The sequence below is a fragment of the Mesorhizobium sp. M4B.F.Ca.ET.214.01.1.1 genome (genome assembly GCF_004791545.1).
GTDB classification, from domain to species: domain Bacteria; phylum Pseudomonadota; class Alphaproteobacteria; order Rhizobiales; family Rhizobiaceae; genus Mesorhizobium; species Mesorhizobium abyssinicae.
This window is the reverse complement of record NZ_SRUX01000010.1, coordinates 59859-75754: the sequence shown is the minus strand read 5'-3', so window position 1 is coordinate 75754 and position 15896 is coordinate 59859. Positions and strand designations below refer to the sequence as shown.

The window sequence follows — 15896 nt, the reverse complement described above, 5'->3', positions numbered from 1 at the left end:
GATCAAACTTCTCAAGCCGGATCGGTCACGGCCTCCTGCGCGTGCATGCGCTCGACCTCCTTCGGCGTCGGCTTGGCGACTTTCGTGACGAAGACGATCACCGCCAGGGTGAGGAAGACCGCACCCAGCAGATAGGGCGCGCCGCCGAACACGACCGGGGCGTTCGGACCGGTGAACCACGAGAAGATCCCCGTGTAGAGCAGCGGTGTGATGATCGATGTGATCGAGAAGATCGACGTCATCGCCCCCTGCAGTTCGCCCTGCGCCGAAGGCGGCACCTTGGCCGCGGCAAGGCTTCTCAGCGGCGGATCGGCCAGTGCCTCCAGGCAGCCGACGACGATCACCGCATAGATCATCCAGCCCTGTGAGGCGAAGGCATAGCCGAAGGCGCTGAGCGCGGTGAAGGTCAGGCCGATCGCCGCCGTCCTCCACTCGCCGAGCTTCGGGATAACGCGCGGCAGGACGGTGGCCATGACGATCGCCCCGCACAGGCCGAAGGCGCCGAGCGACAAGCCGATCTGTTGCTCGCTCCAGCCATAGCGATAGTTGGACACGAACGACCACACCGCCGGGTACATCATGTGTCCGAGCGTCATCAGGAAGAAGACTAGGCCGATCCAGCCGATGCCGTGGTAGTTGCGCATCTGGATGAGCGTGCCTACCGGGTTGGCGCGTTTCCACTCGAAGCGGCGGCGATGCTTGTCGTCGAGCGTCTCCGGCAGCAGGAACAGCGCGATCAGGAAATTCACGAACGCAAGCCCGGCGGCAAAATAGAACGGCACGCGCGGCCCGAACGTGCCGAGCAGCCCACCCAGGACCGGGCCGATGACGAAGCCGACGCCAAAGGCGATGCCGAGCAGGCCGAAATTCTTCGCCCGGTTCTCATCGGTCGAGATGTCGGCGATGAAGGCGGAGGTCGTCGAATAGCTGGCGCCGGAGATGCCGGCCAGCAGGCGCCCGATGAACAGCATCGGGTAGGTCCAGGCGATGGCGCAGATCAGATTGTCGATCGAAAAGGTGAGCACGGAGGCAAGCAGCACCGGCCGCCGTCCGAAGCGGTCGCTCAACCCGCCGATGACGGGAGCGAACACGAACTGCATCGCCGCATAGGCGAAGAACAGCCAGCCGCCCTCGATCGCCGCCTCGCTGACGCCGACCCCCGTCAGTTCCTGCAGATAGGCCGGCAGCACCGGCATGATGATGCCGAAGCCGATAATGTCGAGCAGCAGCGTCGTGAAAACGAGCGCAAGGCCCCGCCTGGCGGTCTTGGGGTCGATCATGATGGTGTCAAGCTCCTCGGCCGCCTTGCAGCAAAGGCGGGTGCACCTTATAGGCGAGCCCGCCACCAAGAACAATGAGGGAACGACGGCAACTGCCTCATCCTGACATCAGTTGCCGCGATGGCCGATGCCGATCGCCGTAGCAGGAACCCCGATGCGCCGCCTCAGATCGGATTGTTGAACGTGTCGCAGTCCGAGAGCTTGCCGCTCTTGTAGCCACGAGCCAGCCAGGTCTGACGCTGCTGCGATGTGCCGTGGTTGAAGCTTTCCGGCACCACGTAGCCCTGCATCTTCTTCTGCAGCGTATCGTCGCCGATCTGCTTGGCGGCATTGAGAGCGCTCTCGATGTCGCCCTGTTCCAAAATGCCCTTCTGCGCGGTGTAATGCGCCCAGACACCGGCGAAGCAGTCGGCCTGCAGTTCGACCTGCATCGACATGTGGTTGGCGTCGGCCTCGCTCATCCCCTGCCGCATGTTGTTGAACTTGGGCAGGATGCCGGTGAGGTTCTGCACATGGTGGCCGACCTCATGCGCGATCACATAGGCCCGGGCAAACTCTCCGGAAGCGCCGAACTGCTGGTCGAGCTGCTGGAAGAACGTCATGTCGAGGTAGACCTTGTGATCACCCGGACAATAGAACGGTCCGGCCGCAGCCGAGGCGAAGCCGCAGGCCGAGCGTATCTGGCTGCTGAACAGCACCAGCTTCGGATCTTCGTAAGTCAGGCCATTGGCCTGGAAGATGCCTTTCCAGGTGTCTTCGGTTTCGGCAAGCACGGTCGAGACGAACTGCTTCATCTCGTCGGAAGCCGGGGCCCCCGCGCCGCCACCTTCGCTGCCGCTGTCGTCGGTGATCTGGCCGCTGCTGTCGCCGCCGCCCAGTATCTGTGACGGATCGAAGCCGAAATACCAGCCGGCCAGCACAACCAGGATGACGATGAAGATGCTTGAGCCGCCGCCGGTGCGGCCCCCGATCGGGATGCGGAACTGGCCCGGGCTGCCGCCGCCGAATCCGCCGCTGCCACCCGTGTCGCTGCGCTCGTCCTCGACATTGTCACTCTGACGGCGGCCTCTCCAGAGCATGGCAACTCCTCGCGATGCGAATTTCCAAACGGCCAGGCCGGCATCCTGGTGCCAATCAGACCCAACAAACAATTATCCCAATGGTTGCAGCAAGTCACAGCATTTTTCGCTCGCAAACCGGCGCTGGAATGGGCGGCGCAAGGCCTGTAGCATGGCGCCGGACAAGGGGATGCGAGGGGCGCTTGCGGACGATCGGCCGTTTCCTGTTTCTGCTGGTATTGGCCGGTTTCGGCGCTGGGGCGGCGCCTGCCGCCACGCTCGATTCCAGCGTCGCCGTCACCGACCCCGCGACCTTGCAGGCGCTCGAGCGCGGCGGCCTGTCGATCAGCCGACTGCTCGGCCCGGCGATCGGCCTGACGCGCGACGTCGACAATCGCGGCCTGTTTTCGGTGCGCGCGCTGACCCCGGTGCGCAATGCGGTCAAGCAGGAGATCGCCGACGAGCCCGCGGCAAGTCCCGATCCCTATGTCGCGGGACTGGCCAAGTCCAAGGACACGAGCCAGAAGTTCAATCCGAAATACATCGACGACAACGGCTCGACGCTGGACCTCACCGGCGTCGTCAACCGCATGGATCGCGGCTATCTCGGCCACACCGAATGCGGCGAGATCCGGCTGATCTACCGTTTCCACTATTCGGTCGAGGAAAAGCCCGGAGAGCGGGTCTCCTCGCGGCTGCCGCTGACGATGAGCCTGGTCTTCAACGCCAAGCCGACTGCCGCGACGGGGCGCGCCTCCAAGGATCGCCCGCGCGCCGCCGATGGGTCCTGCGCCGACGTCGCCAGGCGCTGGCTGGCGGCCGGCGGGAAGGACCTTGCGCCCGAGCAGCTTGCGGCCTGGCTGCGCTCCGACGAAGGCCCGCTGTCGGGCGCCATGCTCAATTCCTCGCAGATCATGCGGGTCGAGCTCAACATGCAGGTGCTGCGCCTGTCGGCCTCGACCCGCCGCGATTTCGGCGGCCACGCCGAATATCTGCTGAAGATCTTCAAATGGGATCCGGCCACCGCCACCTTCCAGGAATCGCGGATGGAGAACCAGATCGACCGCAAGACGGTGCTGGCGGACCGGCAGGCCTTCGCCAAATGGCTGCTCACCGACCGCAACATCTACGATCTCGATCGCGGCCGGCTGATCGTCGACGATAAATTCCTGGCGACCAGCGCCGTCTCGGTAGCGCCTGGCGGCATGGCGCGCTCGCAAAACAACATCGCCTATGGCCTGCTCGATGATGCCGCCGTCGACAAGGCGCTGAAGGACTATGTCGCCAGGGGCAACGCGCTGCGCTCCATAAAGTCGGTGGCCGGCTTCAATCTGCGCCTCAACGAGATGAGCTGCACCGGCTGCCACCAGACCCACGGCATCGCCGGTTTCCACTACACCGGCGCCGATCCGGCCAGCGAGCCGCGGCGCAACGCCGTGTTCGTGCCGGGCTCGGCGGTCTTCTTCGCCGACCTGCCGCGCCGCCTGGCCATCGTCGAGCAGTTCGCCGCCGGCGAGCATCCCGATTTCAGCAAGGGCTTCGCCGCCCGTCCGGATGCGAAATTCGCCGACGCCCTGAAAGGCACCGACCTCTACAATGGCTGGGGCTCGATCTGCTATCGCGGCACGGATGAAAGCTTCAAGGACTGGACCTGCGGCGAAGGCCTGCGCTGCGCCGGCGTCCACGAAAGCGCCATCCATCCGGGCTTCGGCACCTGCGTCAGCGAGGCCGGAACCGCGGTCGGCGACACCGTCGAGTTCGGCGAGATCAGGATGTCGAAATGGGGCAGCGACCAGTATTGCCGCCTCTCGCCGGCGACGGCGAAAGCCTGCGCCATCGACCCGGCCAGGGACAAGAAGCCGCCGATCAAGCTTGCCGGCTATGGCGCGGCGCGCCAGCGCTACGACAACCCCGAGCAGAAGACCGGCGGTTTTCCGGGCGGCATGCTGCGTAAGGCCAGTTGCGACAAGCTGCCCGACGAGGCGAGTTGCGGGCGGCTCGCCAAGACCGGCTTCAACGACTGCATCGGCTCCGGCAAGGACCACAAATATTGCACAAGGGAATTCACCAAGACCGCCGGCCTGCGCGCCTGCGACAAGACGCATCCCTGCCGCGAGGACTATATCTGCACCGCCGGCTATGAAGACCTGGCCGAGGCCAAGCCCGGCAAGGGCACCTGCATCCCGCCCTATTTCATCTTCCAGTTCCGCGTCGACGGCCATCCACGCAGCTGGGTGCAGGACACCGAGGAGTGAACGCGCCGGCTGGAATCTTCAAGGCTTCTGCTTGCTGCCGGCGCTCTTGCCGTCGGAACTTTTCGAGCGCTCCTCGAAACGCGCCGCGCCCTTTTCCAGCGGACGGCCGGTCTCGGCTTCGGTCTTGCGCTCGTCTTTCGCCGCCGCCTGTCTCAGTCCCTTTGCGGCCTGCTTGCCCTTTGCGGTCGGTGCCTGTTCAACGCCCATCTCTTCCTCCCTGGCGCGGCTATCGCGCCGAAGAGCAACGTTCTGGACGTATCGGGGTTCCGGGGTTTCGCCCGCCAAGCACGGCGGCTGACGAGGCTCAGCGCGGCGCGATCATCGCCTTGCGGAAGGCTTCGAGCGTCTCGGCGCTGACATGGTGCTCGATGCCCTCGGCGTCGATGCGCGCCGTCTCGGCGCTGACGCCGAGCGAGCGCAGGAAGGCTTCCACGGTCTGGTGGCGGATGCGGCTTTCCTCCGCGACCTTGCGGCCGGCCTCGGTCAGGAACACGCCGCGATAGGGTTTCCGGGAAACCAGTCCGTCGGCGCAGAGCCTGGTCAGCATCTTCGCCACCGTCGGCTGGGCGACGCCGAGCCTGGCCGCGATGTCGACCTGCCGCGCCTCGTTGCCATCCTCGATGAGGTCGGCGATCAGCTCGACATAGTCCTCGACGAGCGCGCCGCGGCGCGCTTCGCGCGTCTGCCGGAAGCCCTCCGAATGGACATCGGCGTCCGGAAGCGGCTCTTCGCGTCGAACCGGTCTGTTCCTTAGCGCCAATGCGCGCTCCTCTAAACAACGTTGAATCGGGCCCGTAGTCATAGCACGGAGCCCGGCTGGTCTGGCCGTTTATTTGCATTCCGCGGCAGGCGCAACGGGGTCAGGAGCCTGGTCGCTCCGCCCGTTGGCATCGTCGCAAAAGCATAAACAATGAAATATAGCCTATTGCATAATGTTGAGCCGTGGCATAGATAAGGGCCAACCTCGACCCTTTCCAGCGGAAATCCCTGATGTCCGACGCAGAAGCCGTATCCAGATCCGCGTGGCGTTTTGCCCGGCCTGACGAGGACGAACAGCCCAGCCTGCGTGAGGTCAACGCCTCCATCACCGTGCCGCAGACCGGCATCTGGTTCCGCCGCCTGTTCGCCTTCATGGGCCCGGGCTACATGGTTTCGGTCGGCTATATGGACCCGGGCAACTGGGCAACCGACCTCGCCGGCGGCGCCCAGTTCGGCTATACGCTGCTGTTCATCATCATGCTGTCGAACCTGATGGCGATCCTGCTGCAGGCGCTTGCCGCCCGGCTCGGTATCGCCACCGGCCGCGACCTCGCCCAGGCCTGCCGCGCCTACTATCCGCGCTCCGTCAACTTCCTGCTGTGGATCGCCTGCGAGTTGGCCATCATCGCCTGCGATCTCGCCGAGGTCATCGGCACGGCGATCGCGCTGCAGCTGCTGTTCGGCATCCCGCTGATCGGCGGCGCCATGCTTGCCGCGCTCGATGCCTTCCTGGTACTGCTCCTGATGAACAAGGGCTTCCGCTATCTCGAAGCCTTCGTCATCGCACTTCTGATCATCATCTTCGGCTGTTTCGCCATCCAGATCTTCGCCGCCGCACCGCCGGTCGGCTCGATCCTGCATTCGATGTTCGTGCCGTCGCCCGAGATCGTCACCAATCCGGCGATGCTCTACATTGCCATCGGCATCATCGGCGCCACCGTCATGCCGCACAATCTCTACCTGCACTCCTCGATCGTGCAGACCCGCGCCTATGAACGCACCGACCGGGGCAAGCGCGATGCGATCAAGTGGGCGACCACCGACTCGACCATCGCACTGGTCCTGGCGCTGTTCGTCAACGCCTCCATCCTGATCGTTTCGGCGGTGGCCTTCCATGGCACCGGCCATCAGGACGTCGCCGAGATCGGCCAGGCCTTCGAGCTCTTGTCGCCGCTGCTCGGCCTCGGCATCGCCTCGATCCTTTTCGCCGTGGCGTTGCTCGCCTCCGGCCTCAACTCAACGGTCACGGCGACGCTTGCCGGCCAGATCGTCATGGAAGGCTTCCTGCGCCTGCGCATCCCGCAATGGGCCCGCCGCCTCTTGACGCGCGGCATTGCCATCGTTCCGGTGGTGATAGTCACCGCGCTCTACGGCGAGAGGGGCACCGGCCAGCTGCTGGTGTTCAGCCAGGTGATCCTGTCGATGCAGTTGCCCTTCGCGGTCATTCCGCTGGTGCAGTTCGTCTCCGACAAGAACAAGATGGGCAATTTCGCCATCCCGCGCGCGGTCGCCATGCTCGCCTGGGTCGTCGCTGCCGTCATCCTCGTGCTCAATTTCAAGCTGCTCTACGACACCATCGCCGGCTTCGGCTGAGAACAATGCACGTCGCCCAAGAGTGCGCTGCGGTTTGGGACGACGACATGCATGAAAGCAAGCGACTTGAGGCGTGCCGCCTGAATTCCTCCAGGCGCGGCACGCCCGGGGACCCGCGCCACCGCGACAAATCCGCGGGCCGCGCTATCTTCTCAAGCCACCATGACCGGAACCGCCGAGGCCCGCCAATTCTACGCCCGACTGATGGCCGCCCATGCCGGCTCGGCCGATCCGCGCCTCGAGGAGGCCTTCGCCACGGTGCCGCGCGAGGCCTTTCTCGGGCCGGGGCCGTGGACCGTCGTCGCCGGTGACGGCAGGGTCGAGACGCCGACCGCAGATCCCTCCCACATCTACCAGAACGTGCTGGTGGCGCTCGATGCCGACAAGGGCATCAACAATGGCGAGCCCATCCTGCACGCCATGTGGATCGGCAAGGTCGCGCCCAAGCCAGGGGAGGTCGTCACCCATATCGGCGCCGGCACCGGCTATTACACCGCGCTGCTGGCGAAGCTGGTCGCGCCCGGCGCGGTCATCGCCTTCGAGCTTGACGCAGCACTTGCCGCCCGGGCCGAGGAGAACCTCGCCGCCTTTGGCAACGTGACGGTCATCCACGGCAATGCCGTAGCGAGCCCACTGCCGCCGTCCGACATCGTCTATGTCAATGCCGGCGTGGCAGCGCCTCCGGCCGCCTGGCTGAAGGCGCTGAAGCCGGGCGGCCGCATGGTCTTCCCATGGCGCCCTGCCGAACGCGTCGCGCTGGCCGTGCTGGTGACCAGCACGGAATCCGGCTTTGCCTGCCGCCCGTTCATGGGCTCGTGGTTCATCCCTTGCGTCGGCGCATCGACCACGGACCCCTTGGCGAAAATCCCCGATCGCGAAAAGGCGGCGCGCAGCCGCTCGATCTGGCTGATCAGCGACAAGGCGCCGGACCGCACCGCCACTGCCATCATCGGCGACGTCTGGTTTTCGTCGCGAGGCGTCGACGGCAGCGGGGATGAGCGCGCTGAGCGGCAGAATCTTTTGCGGCCGCTGTCGGGCCGACGCCCGTCCAGGCGTCCTTAGAGCAATTCCAGGAAAAGTGCGCAGCGGTTTTCCGTCCGGAATTGCGTCAAAACAAATACTTAGAGCAGATCAGCGATTCCATGAAACGCCGAGCCGCTCTTGGCCAAGATCCGGCCCGATGGCGCGGATCACGAAAAGGGAGAGTTCCAATGAGGAAGATCATCGCTGCCACATTCGTCAGCCTCGACGGCGTCATGCAGGCGCCCGGCGGTCCGGAAGAGGATCCGGTTGGCGGCTTCAAGTTCGGCGGCTGGACGTTCCACTATTTCGACGAGGTGGCGGGCGTGGCCATGGAGGAACTGTTTTCCAAACCCTTCGCCCTGCTGCTCGGCCGCCGAACCTACGACATCTTCGCCGCCTATTGGCCGTACCAGAAGGATCAGATCGCAGATGCCTTCAACCCTGCGACCAAATATGTGGCGACGCACCGCCCGGATTCGCTGACCTGGGAAAACACCGAGCCGCTTGGGTCCGATGTGGTCGCAAGGCTCAGGCAGCTCAAGCAGGAAGACGGACCCGACCTGCTCATCCAGGGATCGGGCAACCTGATCCAGACGCTGCTCGCCAACGGGCTGATCGATGAGATCAAGCTGATGACCTTCCCGCTGCTGCTGGGCAAGGGCAAGCGGCTGTTCGGTGACAATGCGATGCCGGCCGCCTTCAAGCTCGTCAAGTCACAGGCCACCACCACCGGCGTCATCATGGCGACGTATGAGCGCGGCGGCGAGATCCGCACTGGCTCCTTTGCTCAGGACAAGCCGTCGGATGCCGAGCTCGAGCGGCGCAGGAACTGGAAGTAGCGGGGCGGGCATTGGCACCTTTCCTCTCCCTCCGGAGGGGGGAGAGGTGGCGCTGCGGAGCAGCGACGGAGTGGGGGAAGACGCTCCTCAAATACACCCTCGCTGACAACTCGCGGCGGCGCCTCAATAAGGGCGAGGCGCCGGCTTGAAGTAACAACGCCCGAGCCCAGGTCGACCCCCACTCCGTCGAGCTTCGCTCGACACCTCTCCCCCGATCGACGGGGGAGAGGAACCCAAGTTCTGCTCGAGCTCAAGCGGCCACCGGCCGCCGCACGAGCCCATCGCGGATGTGTCGCGCAAACTCTCGCGCAGCGGGCTCGATGCCATGCTTCGGCAGATGCAGGTTGATGGCGAAACTCGGCAACGCCGGAAGGTCCGGACCGGACGACAGGATGTCGAGATCGGCGGGCACGGTCGATGCCAGCCAGGTGGTGACGGCAAGGTCGGAACGGACCGTAGCGGTCGTGGCATCGATGTTGCCGTTCTCGAACACAGTGCGCCAGTCGAGCCCATGCGCGCCGAGGGCAGCGAGCACTGACGGACGAAACGCGCAGGTGTCGGCCACCATCGACACCGGCAGCGGGCGCTTCAGGCGTGCCGAGCCGCCTCTCGCTCCGACCCAGACCAGTCGGTCGACGAGCAGGCATTCGCCGGCGGTGGGGCCGGCTCGTTCCTCGATGATGGCGAGATCGATCGTTCCGGCCGCAAGCGCCGCCGCAAGCTCCGGCGAGGAAGCGCAAACCAGCGAAATCTCAACCTGCGGATGGGCTTCGGCGTAGGCTTTCAGCACCGGCGCAAGCAACGTGCCGACAAGGTCGTAAGGCACGCCGAGGCGCACCTTCCCCGCAACCGCGCTGCCGGCCATCTCGGTCCAGATCTCGTCGTTGAGCGCGAGCAGGCGCTTGCCCTTGCCGAACAGCCGCTCGCCGGCGCGGGTCAGCCGCAGGCCGCGCCGGTCACGCTCGAACAGGCTGCAGCCAAGAACGTCCTCCAGCCGCTTGATTTGCTGACTGACGGCGCCTTGCGTCAGATTGAGCGCATTGGCCGCCGCCGTCATGCTGGCCCTGTCGGCGACGGTGACGAAGGTTCGGATCAAGGCGGTGTCGAGATTGCGGATCATTTTTGCATTATAGATGCTAATGCAAACCATATCAAACATTGCATTTACTGATATCTGGCAAACCTTAGCATGTCGGTTCCCGCGCAAGGAGCCTGCATGCCCGAAACCCTCCTTCCCCTCGTGCTGTTCGCGCTCATCTCCACCTCGACGCCCGGCATCGCCACGACCCTGTCGACGGCCTCCGGCGCGCAGTTCGGCTTTCGCCGCTCCGTGCCGCTGATGGCCGGCAGCGCCGCCGGCCTGGCCACGGTGGCGGCGGCTGGTGCCGCCGGGCTTGCCGGGCTGCTCGCCGCCGTGCCGTCCTTGCAGCTGGCGATGAAGATCGCGGGTTCGCTCTATCTGATCTGGCTGGCAGTCAAGATCGGCCGCAGCGGCCCGCCCAATCTCGACGTGTCCATGGCCAGGCCGAACAGCTTTTTCGGTGGCGCCGGCATTCAGTGGATGAACCCCAAGGGCTGGGCGATGGGGCTGGGCGCCGCGGCATCCTTCGCAGCGCTTGCCGACGGACCCTTGCGGCTCGCGCTGCTGCTCGGCGCGGTGTTCGGCCTTGCCGCGGCGTTCTCGCTGTCGCTGTGGTGCGTGGCCGGCGCGCTGCTCGCCCGGCTGCTCAAGACCGAGCGGCAATGGCGCGCCCTCAACATCGTGCTTGGCCTGCTGCTGGCCGCCTCGATCCTGCAGATGTGGCGGCCAGTCTAAGCAATTCCAGGAACTTGCGCAGCGGTTTCCGTCCGGAATTGGGGAGAACAGACACTCAGGCTGGCCGCCAGACGACTGGGACTTAGACCGCGTAGCGCGCCGCCGGCTTGCCGGCGAACAGGCTGCCGTAGAACTGGTCCCGCGCGCCGAGATAGGTGTCCAGACCGGCCGGATCGGCAAGTCCGGGCGCGGTGACGGTCTCGCCCTGGGCAAGGCCGGCAAGGGCGGCGTCGACCAGGTCGTCGGCGCTCATCACCCAGTCCTGGTTGATCCTGTCGAGGCTGATCCCGGAGGCGTCCCAGAACTCGGTGCGGATCGGTCCGGGCAGCACGACCTGCGCCCTCACCGCGGTGCCGGCGACCTCCTTCTGCAGCGCTTCGGTGAAGTTGACGACATAGGCCTTGGTGCCGCTGTAGATGCCGCCGACCGCGATGCCGTAGGCGACCACCGAGGCGATGTTGACGATGGCGCCGTGGTTGCGCGCCAGCAGCCCCGGCAGCGCCGCGCGGGTCAAGCGCGTCAAGGCAACGACATTGACCTTGATCATGCTCTCGGCCGCGTCGGCATCGGCGTCGGCGACCGTCTCGATGCCGCCCATGCCGGCATTGTTGATCAGCAGCGTCACGCTCTCGTCCGTCGCGATCGCCTGCTCGACCCGGCGCAGGTCGCTGTCGTCGGCTAGATCGGCGACAATCGTCTTGACCTTGCGGCCATAGGCATAAGCCAGCCTGTCCGCCACCTCCTGCAGCCGGTCGGCGCGCCGCGCCACCAGCACCAGGTCGTAGCCCTGCCCGGCCAGCCGGTCGGCATAGACCGCGCCGATGCCCGAGGAAGCCCCGGTGATGACGGCCGTGCCCTTGTTGTCCTTCGTGCTCATTGTCCCGTTCCTTTGTTCGCTTCGCTCGGGTTCGGCGATGATGACCATGTCACCCGCCGATAACCTCCGATTTCAATTAGTGGCATATGCCACTTTTGCCGAAATAGGTATATGCCACTATCTTGTCAACGGCGGCGGCAAAAACTATTTTTGCGGCAGGCCGGCGCAGCTTTTCGCCGCCAAGGAGCGAACATGACCGAATCCCACAAGCCAGGATTCAGCCGCTGCAACAACGCCACGCTGCGGCGCGCCGCGCGGAGCCTCGGCCGCTTCTATGATGACGCGCTGGCACCATCGGGCCTGAAGGGCACGCAGTTCGGCCTGCTCTTTCAGATCCATGTCAGCAGCGAGCCGGCAATGGGCACCATCGCCGAGGCGCTGATCATGGACCTCTCGGCCCTCGGGCACACGCTGAAGCCGCTGATCCGCGACGGCTATGTCGAGACCTTTGCCGACAAGGACGACCGCCGCGTCAAGCGCGTGCGGCTGACGCCGCAGGGCAACGTCAAGCTTGGCGAGGCGATCAAGCTGTGGAGCGCTGCGCAGCAGCAGTTCGAGGACAAGGTCGGCGCCGAGCAGGCGGCGAAGCTGCGCGCGGCTCTGGACGCGGTGGCTGATCTCGATCTGGAAATGCCGGCGGCCGCTCCTTCGCTCTGAAGAAGCGGCCGCCAATCCAGATCAGGATGACGTTTCGTTGAATCGTCGTCCTGATCTAATTCTTTGTTGGACCATGATCTTTTCCGAAAACCGGTTCCCACTTTCCGGGATCATGCTCCAGCTTTGCAGCGGCTACTCGGCCGGCATTGCGACCGGGCGGGCCAATGCCCGACCGGCCAGCACGATACCCAGGCCCACGATCGGAAACACCGCCGCGACCAGCCCGAGATCGGCCGGCACGCCGAAGCGCAGCACCGCGCCCCCGACAACCGCGCCCAGCGCCACGCCGAGATAGAGCGCCGAGGCGTTGAGCGAGAGCACGATCGGGGCGGCGTCCGGGGCGAGCTTGATGATGCGGCTCGCCTGCGCCGGAGGGAAGGCCCAGCCGACGATGCCCCACGGCACCATCATCGCCATCAGCGCCGGCCCGGCGATATGCTGCGGCAGCAAGGTCGGGATCAGGGAGAAGGTGACCAGCATGGCAGCGCTCAGCGCCAGCGACCAGGCGACGGTGCGAGTCGCGCCGAAGCGGTCGGCGGCCTGCCCGCCGGCGATGTTGCCGATGACGGCGCCGGCGCCGAAGGCGAGCAGCATGCCGGGCAGCGCCAGCGGGCTCAAGCCGCCGCTCTGGATGGCCAGCGGCGCGATGAAGCTGAAGACGGTAAACGCGCCGACCAGCGCCAGGGCGGTGGTCAAAAGGATCGGCATCACGCCGGGCCGAAGCGCCGCCGCCAGCCGCGCCTTGAGCGGGAGCCTGGTGCCGATGATGCCGCGCGGCAGCCGCCACCACAGGATCGCGCCGGCCAGCGCGCCGAGCCCGGCAATGGCGAAGAAGGTGCCGCGCCAGCCGGCGACGGCCGCGACAAGCGCGCCGAGCGGCGCGCCGACGGCAACCGCCACCGTGGTGCCTCCGACGACGACGGCGATGGCGCGTGCCCGGTGATGGTCGTCGACCAGCGCCACGGCCGTGCCTTGCGCGGTCGCGGCGAACAGGCCGGACGACAGCGCCATGATGATGCGTGCGATCAGCAGCAGTTCGAAGGACGAGCTCAGCGCCGCAACGATGTTGCCGAGCACGAAGAACACCAGCGTCCACAGGATGACGCGGCGACGGTCCCATTCGCCGGTCAGCGTGGCCAGGATCGGCGTGCCGAACGCATAGGCGAGCGCGAAAGCGGTGATCAGCGACCCGGCGAGCGGAATCGAGATGCCGGCATCGGCTGCGATGTCGGGCAGAAGGCTGGAGATGACGAAGCCTTCGGTCGAGATCGCGAACGATCCGAGCGCAAGCCAGAAGATCCGCTTGTCCATGGGGGAGTGTCCTTTAGTTCAAAAGTTATTGAACAATTGGACATGGCAGGGCATGGTGTCAATGAAGCCAAGGGAAAATAGCTGAACCCTGCTGACAGCCCTGTGTCAGGACAGAGCCCGCGATCAACGGATCGTTTGCCCCCGCCGCAGAAGGAGACGCGTTGAAATCGGCCCGGATTGTGCTTAATTCCCGGGGATGACCTTGCCTCACCCCAATGCTGACCAGATCAGCCTGCCGATCGTGCTCGCCGTGCTCGGCGACCCGACCAGGCTTGCCATCGTACGCTTCCTGGCGAGCAAGGAAGGCGTGCCGATGAACTGCAGCAAGTTCCTCGATCTCGGCTCCAAGACCAACCTCAGCTATCACCTGGCCAAGCTGCGCGAGGCCGGCGTCACCCGCACCGAAGCGGTCGGCACCAACCGCATGATCACGCTGCGCCGCGACGACCTCGACCGCCGCTTCCCCGGCCTGCTCGACAGTGTCATTGCCGCCGCCGGTGACGACAAGGCGCTGCCCATGGTCGGCGCCGCCGAGATCGAGATCGGCGCCTGATGCGCATTGCGGTTCTCGCCGACATCCACGGCAATTTGCTGGCGCTGGACGCCGTGCTCGACGACCTCAAGCATCGCGGCGGCGCCGATATCACCGTCAATCTCGGCGACTGCGTCTCCGGCCCGCTCTGGCCGCGCGAGACGATGGAACGGCTGCAGGCGCTCAAGCTGCCCACCGTGCGCGGCAACCATGACCGCCGCGTGGCGCAGGACCCCGCCGACGAGACGATGTGGCCGTCCGACCGCTACGCCCAGGAACGGCTCACGGGGTTGCAGCGCGAGGCGCTGCTGGCCTTGCCGCTGACGCTGGAGGTCCTGCCCGGCGTGGTCGCCTTCCACGCCCGCCCCGACCATGACGAGAAATATCTCGCCGATGCGATCACCGACGGCCAGCTGGTGCGCGCGCCGCTGGCCGCGATCCGGCGGCGGCTGAAATCGCTCAACCCCGCCTGCCGCATCGTGCTGTGCGGACACAGCCATCGCGCCGAGTTGATCCGCATCCCCGGCGGCCCGGTCATCTTCAACCCCGGCAGCATCGGTTGCCCCGCCTATGACGATGACACGCCGCCGGCGCATGTTTCCGAGCAAGGCACGCCGCATGCGCGCTACGGCATCGTCGAACTCGGCGAGCAGGGCCGCCCCGACCGCTTCGAGGCCATCGCCGTCGATTACGACCACGAGGCCGCGGCCAGGCAGGCCGAACAGGCGGGACGGCCGGAATGGGCGCATGCGCTCAGAACCGGCTTCATGCCGGACTGAGCGGCGGCACGCCCCGTCACCGCCAAGTTTCAGATGACATCGCGCCATATCGTCTCCTATAACCGCCTCGGCTTGAGGTGGCGCGCTTGAGTCGGTCGCGCTTTGGAACGTGCATGCCCATGGCCGAAGGATGAAGCGCAGAGTTCCGCTCCGATCGACGCTGCAGGCACTGATTGCCGTCGCTTTGCCGCTGGCCGCCTCGCCGGCCATGGCCGAGGACGCGCCTGGCACCATCATTTCCATCGTCAGCGGCCTCGCGCCGGACGACCTGCTCAACATCCGCGCCACCGCATCGGCGACCGGAAAGATCCAGGCGCGCCTGCCCGGCGGGGCGGCGGTGAAGAATCTCGGCTGCAACGAAGTCAACGGCAATCCCTGGTGCAAGGTCGAGGACACCGAGAACCCTCGCGTCGGTGGCTGGGCGCCCGCGCGCTACCTGACCCCGAACAATCCGGCGCCGGCGCCCGATGATGCCGCCGCGCCGTCGACCGAAGCCAGCGCGCCTCAACTCCCCGAAGCACCGGCCGCCGACATCACCGCGCGCCTCGGCGGCTCTGACCCGGCGGCGCCGCGCTCCGCCGCCGATATCGGCAGGACGGCCATGCAGGATGCCTATGGCCTTGCCTTCACATCATCGGCGGCAGGACTTTCCGACGGCCCCGCCCCCGATGCCTCCGGCGGCATCCCCTGCGCGCGCCATATCGGCCAGCCGATGACCCGCTGCGAGGTAACCGTCGTGCACACGGGCGGCGAGAGTGCCGTCACGGTAGCCTGGCCGGATGGCGGCACGCGCATCATCACCTTCCACGGCGGCTTCCCGGCCAGTTCGGACTCGGCAGACGAATTCCGCTTCACCCGCGAGGGCACGCTCAACATGATCCGGATCGGCACCTCGGAGCGATTCGAGATCACGGACCAGCTTGCGCTGGGGGAATAGGTATTAGGCAGTAGGCAGTAGGGAATAGGCACTGGGCGCCTGAAACCCTGCCTACTCCCCTACTCCCCTACTCCCTAATCCCTCATTTTCGGGGTTACATCCGCCAAAACTCTTCCCTATAAGGCCCTCCTAGCCTGATACCAGAATCGCAAGCACAACCGGCCGGGTCCTCCCGTCCCG

Annotated in this window: 16 protein-coding genes; 9 read left to right on the top strand and 7 right to left on the bottom strand. The window is 65.9% G+C overall.

What is annotated here, in order from left to right; translation table 11 throughout:
- Positions 1-11: 11 nt before the first annotated feature.
- A complete protein-coding gene (locus tag EN857_RS20285) occupies positions 12-1280 on the bottom strand; it encodes a TCR/Tet family MFS transporter (protein ID WP_127393218.1) in 1269 nt (422 codons plus the stop codon).
- A gap of 164 nt (positions 1281-1444) precedes the next feature.
- Positions 1445-2359, bottom strand: a complete 915-nt coding sequence (locus EN857_RS20280) for a neutral zinc metallopeptidase (RefSeq protein ID WP_127393219.1) — start codon at positions 2357-2359, stop codon at positions 1445-1447.
- A gap of 182 nt (positions 2360-2541) precedes the next feature.
- On the opposite strand from EN857_RS20280, the gene EN857_RS20275 reads away from it, so the two are divergent.
- Complete coding sequence (locus tag EN857_RS20275; RefSeq protein ID WP_245493360.1) at positions 2542-4593, top strand: hypothetical protein; 2052 nt, start codon at positions 2542-2544, stop codon at positions 4591-4593.
- 18 nt (positions 4594-4611) lie between these two features.
- On the opposite strand, the gene EN857_RS20270 is transcribed toward EN857_RS20275, so the two are convergent.
- A complete protein-coding gene (locus EN857_RS20270) occupies positions 4612-4800 on the bottom strand; it encodes a hypothetical protein (RefSeq protein WP_127393220.1) in 189 nt (62 codons plus the stop codon).
- Between the two features lie 97 nt (positions 4801-4897).
- Positions 4898-5353 (bottom strand): manganese-binding transcriptional regulator MntR, encoded by a 456-nt coding sequence (mntR, locus tag EN857_RS20265; protein WP_187331431.1) that lies wholly within the window; start codon positions 5351-5353, stop codon positions 4898-4900.
- Positions 5354-5583: 230 nt separating this feature from the next.
- Here mntR and EN857_RS20260 point away from each other — a divergent pair, with 230 nt between their 5' ends.
- From EN857_RS20260 to EN857_RS20250, 3 genes are all read left to right on the top strand, one after another.
- Positions 5584-6945, top strand: coding sequence for an Nramp family divalent metal transporter (locus EN857_RS20260; protein WP_128346340.1), 1362 nt, complete (start codon positions 5584-5586; stop codon positions 6943-6945).
- A gap of 162 nt (positions 6946-7107) precedes the next feature.
- Positions 7108-8007 carry a protein-L-isoaspartate O-methyltransferase gene (locus tag EN857_RS20255; protein WP_127393894.1) on the top strand — a complete coding sequence of 300 codons (900 nt, stop codon included), beginning with the start codon at positions 7108-7110 and terminating at the stop codon, positions 8005-8007.
- A 149-nt stretch (positions 8008-8156) separates the two neighbouring features.
- Complete coding sequence (locus EN857_RS20250) at positions 8157-8807, top strand: dihydrofolate reductase family protein (protein ID WP_127393895.1); 651 nt, start codon at positions 8157-8159, stop codon at positions 8805-8807.
- Positions 8808-9057: 250 nt separating this feature from the next.
- Here the strand turns inward: EN857_RS20250 and EN857_RS20245 are convergent, their stop codons facing one another.
- Entirely contained in the window at positions 9058-9927 is an 870-nt protein-coding gene (locus EN857_RS20245) for a LysR substrate-binding domain-containing protein (RefSeq protein WP_127393896.1), read from the bottom strand.
- A gap of 96 nt (positions 9928-10023) precedes the next feature.
- Here EN857_RS20245 and EN857_RS20240 point away from each other — a divergent pair, with 96 nt between their 5' ends.
- Complete coding sequence (locus EN857_RS20240; protein ID WP_127309544.1) at positions 10024-10623, top strand: LysE family translocator; 600 nt, start codon at positions 10024-10026, stop codon at positions 10621-10623.
- Between the two features lie 82 nt (positions 10624-10705).
- On the opposite strand, the gene EN857_RS20235 is transcribed toward EN857_RS20240, so the two are convergent.
- Positions 10706-11500: an SDR family oxidoreductase gene (locus EN857_RS20235; protein ID WP_128346613.1), complete on the bottom strand. Its 795-nt coding sequence runs from the start codon at positions 11498-11500 to the stop codon at positions 10706-10708.
- Positions 11501-11692: 192 nt separating this feature from the next.
- On the opposite strand from EN857_RS20235, the gene EN857_RS20230 reads away from it, so the two are divergent.
- Positions 11693-12157, top strand: coding sequence for a MarR family winged helix-turn-helix transcriptional regulator (locus EN857_RS20230; protein WP_127393977.1), 465 nt, complete (start codon positions 11693-11695; stop codon positions 12155-12157).
- 132 nt (positions 12158-12289) lie between these two features.
- Here EN857_RS20230 and EN857_RS20225 read toward each other — a convergent pair whose 3' ends face one another.
- On the bottom strand, positions 12290-13468 hold the full coding sequence (locus tag EN857_RS20225; protein ID WP_127309547.1) for an MFS transporter: 1179 nt from the start codon (positions 13466-13468) through the stop codon (positions 12290-12292).
- A 196-nt stretch (positions 13469-13664) separates the two neighbouring features.
- Here EN857_RS20225 and EN857_RS20220 point away from each other — a divergent pair, with 196 nt between their 5' ends.
- From EN857_RS20220 to EN857_RS20210, 3 genes are all read left to right on the top strand, one after another.
- Entirely contained in the window at positions 13665-14021 is a 357-nt protein-coding gene (locus EN857_RS20220) for a helix-turn-helix transcriptional regulator (RefSeq protein ID WP_127393976.1), read from the top strand.
- Positions 14021-14779: a metallophosphoesterase family protein gene (locus EN857_RS20215; protein WP_128346615.1), complete on the top strand. Its 759-nt coding sequence runs from the start codon at positions 14021-14023 to the stop codon at positions 14777-14779. The genes EN857_RS20220 and EN857_RS20215 overlap by 1 nt, the downstream gene beginning before the upstream one ends.
- A gap of 130 nt (positions 14780-14909) precedes the next feature.
- Positions 14910-15716, top strand: coding sequence for an SH3 domain-containing protein (locus tag EN857_RS20210; protein ID WP_127393511.1), 807 nt, complete (start codon positions 14910-14912; stop codon positions 15714-15716).
- Positions 15717-15896: the final 180 nt, after the last annotated feature.

What these genes read in the sequence shown, in the direction of transcription:
- EN857_RS20285 (WP_127393218.1), bottom strand. Translation starts at nt 1,280, where the DNA reads ATGATCGACCCCAAGACCGCCAGGCGGGGCCTTGCGCTCGTTTTCACG.
- EN857_RS20280 (WP_127393219.1), bottom strand. Translation starts at nt 2,359, where the DNA reads ATGCTCTGGAGAGGCCGCCGTCAGAGTGACAATGTCGAGGACGAGCGC.
- EN857_RS20270 (WP_127393220.1), bottom strand. Translation starts at nt 4,800, where the DNA reads ATGGGCGTTGAACAGGCACCGACCGCAAAGGGCAAGCAGGCCGCAAAG.
- EN857_RS20260 (WP_128346340.1), top strand. Translation starts at nt 5,584, where the DNA reads ATGTCCGACGCAGAAGCCGTATCCAGATCCGCGTGGCGTTTTGCCCGG.
- EN857_RS20255 (WP_127393894.1), top strand. Translation starts at nt 7,108, where the DNA reads ATGACCGGAACCGCCGAGGCCCGCCAATTCTACGCCCGACTGATGGCC.
- EN857_RS20250 (WP_127393895.1), top strand. Translation starts at nt 8,157, where the DNA reads ATGAGGAAGATCATCGCTGCCACATTCGTCAGCCTCGACGGCGTCATG.
- EN857_RS20245 (WP_127393896.1), bottom strand. Translation starts at nt 9,927, where the DNA reads ATGATCCGCAATCTCGACACCGCCTTGATCCGAACCTTCGTCACCGTC.
- EN857_RS20240 (WP_127309544.1), top strand. Translation starts at nt 10,024, where the DNA reads ATGCCCGAAACCCTCCTTCCCCTCGTGCTGTTCGCGCTCATCTCCACC.
- EN857_RS20235 (WP_128346613.1), bottom strand. Translation starts at nt 11,500, where the DNA reads ATGAGCACGAAGGACAACAAGGGCACGGCCGTCATCACCGGGGCTTCC.
- EN857_RS20230 (WP_127393977.1), top strand. Translation starts at nt 11,693, where the DNA reads ATGACCGAATCCCACAAGCCAGGATTCAGCCGCTGCAACAACGCCACG.
- EN857_RS20225 (WP_127309547.1), bottom strand. Translation starts at nt 13,468, where the DNA reads ATGGACAAGCGGATCTTCTGGCTTGCGCTCGGATCGTTCGCGATCTCG.
- EN857_RS20220 (WP_127393976.1), top strand. Translation starts at nt 13,665, where the DNA reads ATGACCTTGCCTCACCCCAATGCTGACCAGATCAGCCTGCCGATCGTG.
- EN857_RS20215 (WP_128346615.1), top strand. Translation starts at nt 14,021, where the DNA reads ATGCGCATTGCGGTTCTCGCCGACATCCACGGCAATTTGCTGGCGCTG.
- EN857_RS20210 (WP_127393511.1), top strand. Translation starts at nt 14,910, where the DNA reads ATGAAGCGCAGAGTTCCGCTCCGATCGACGCTGCAGGCACTGATTGCC.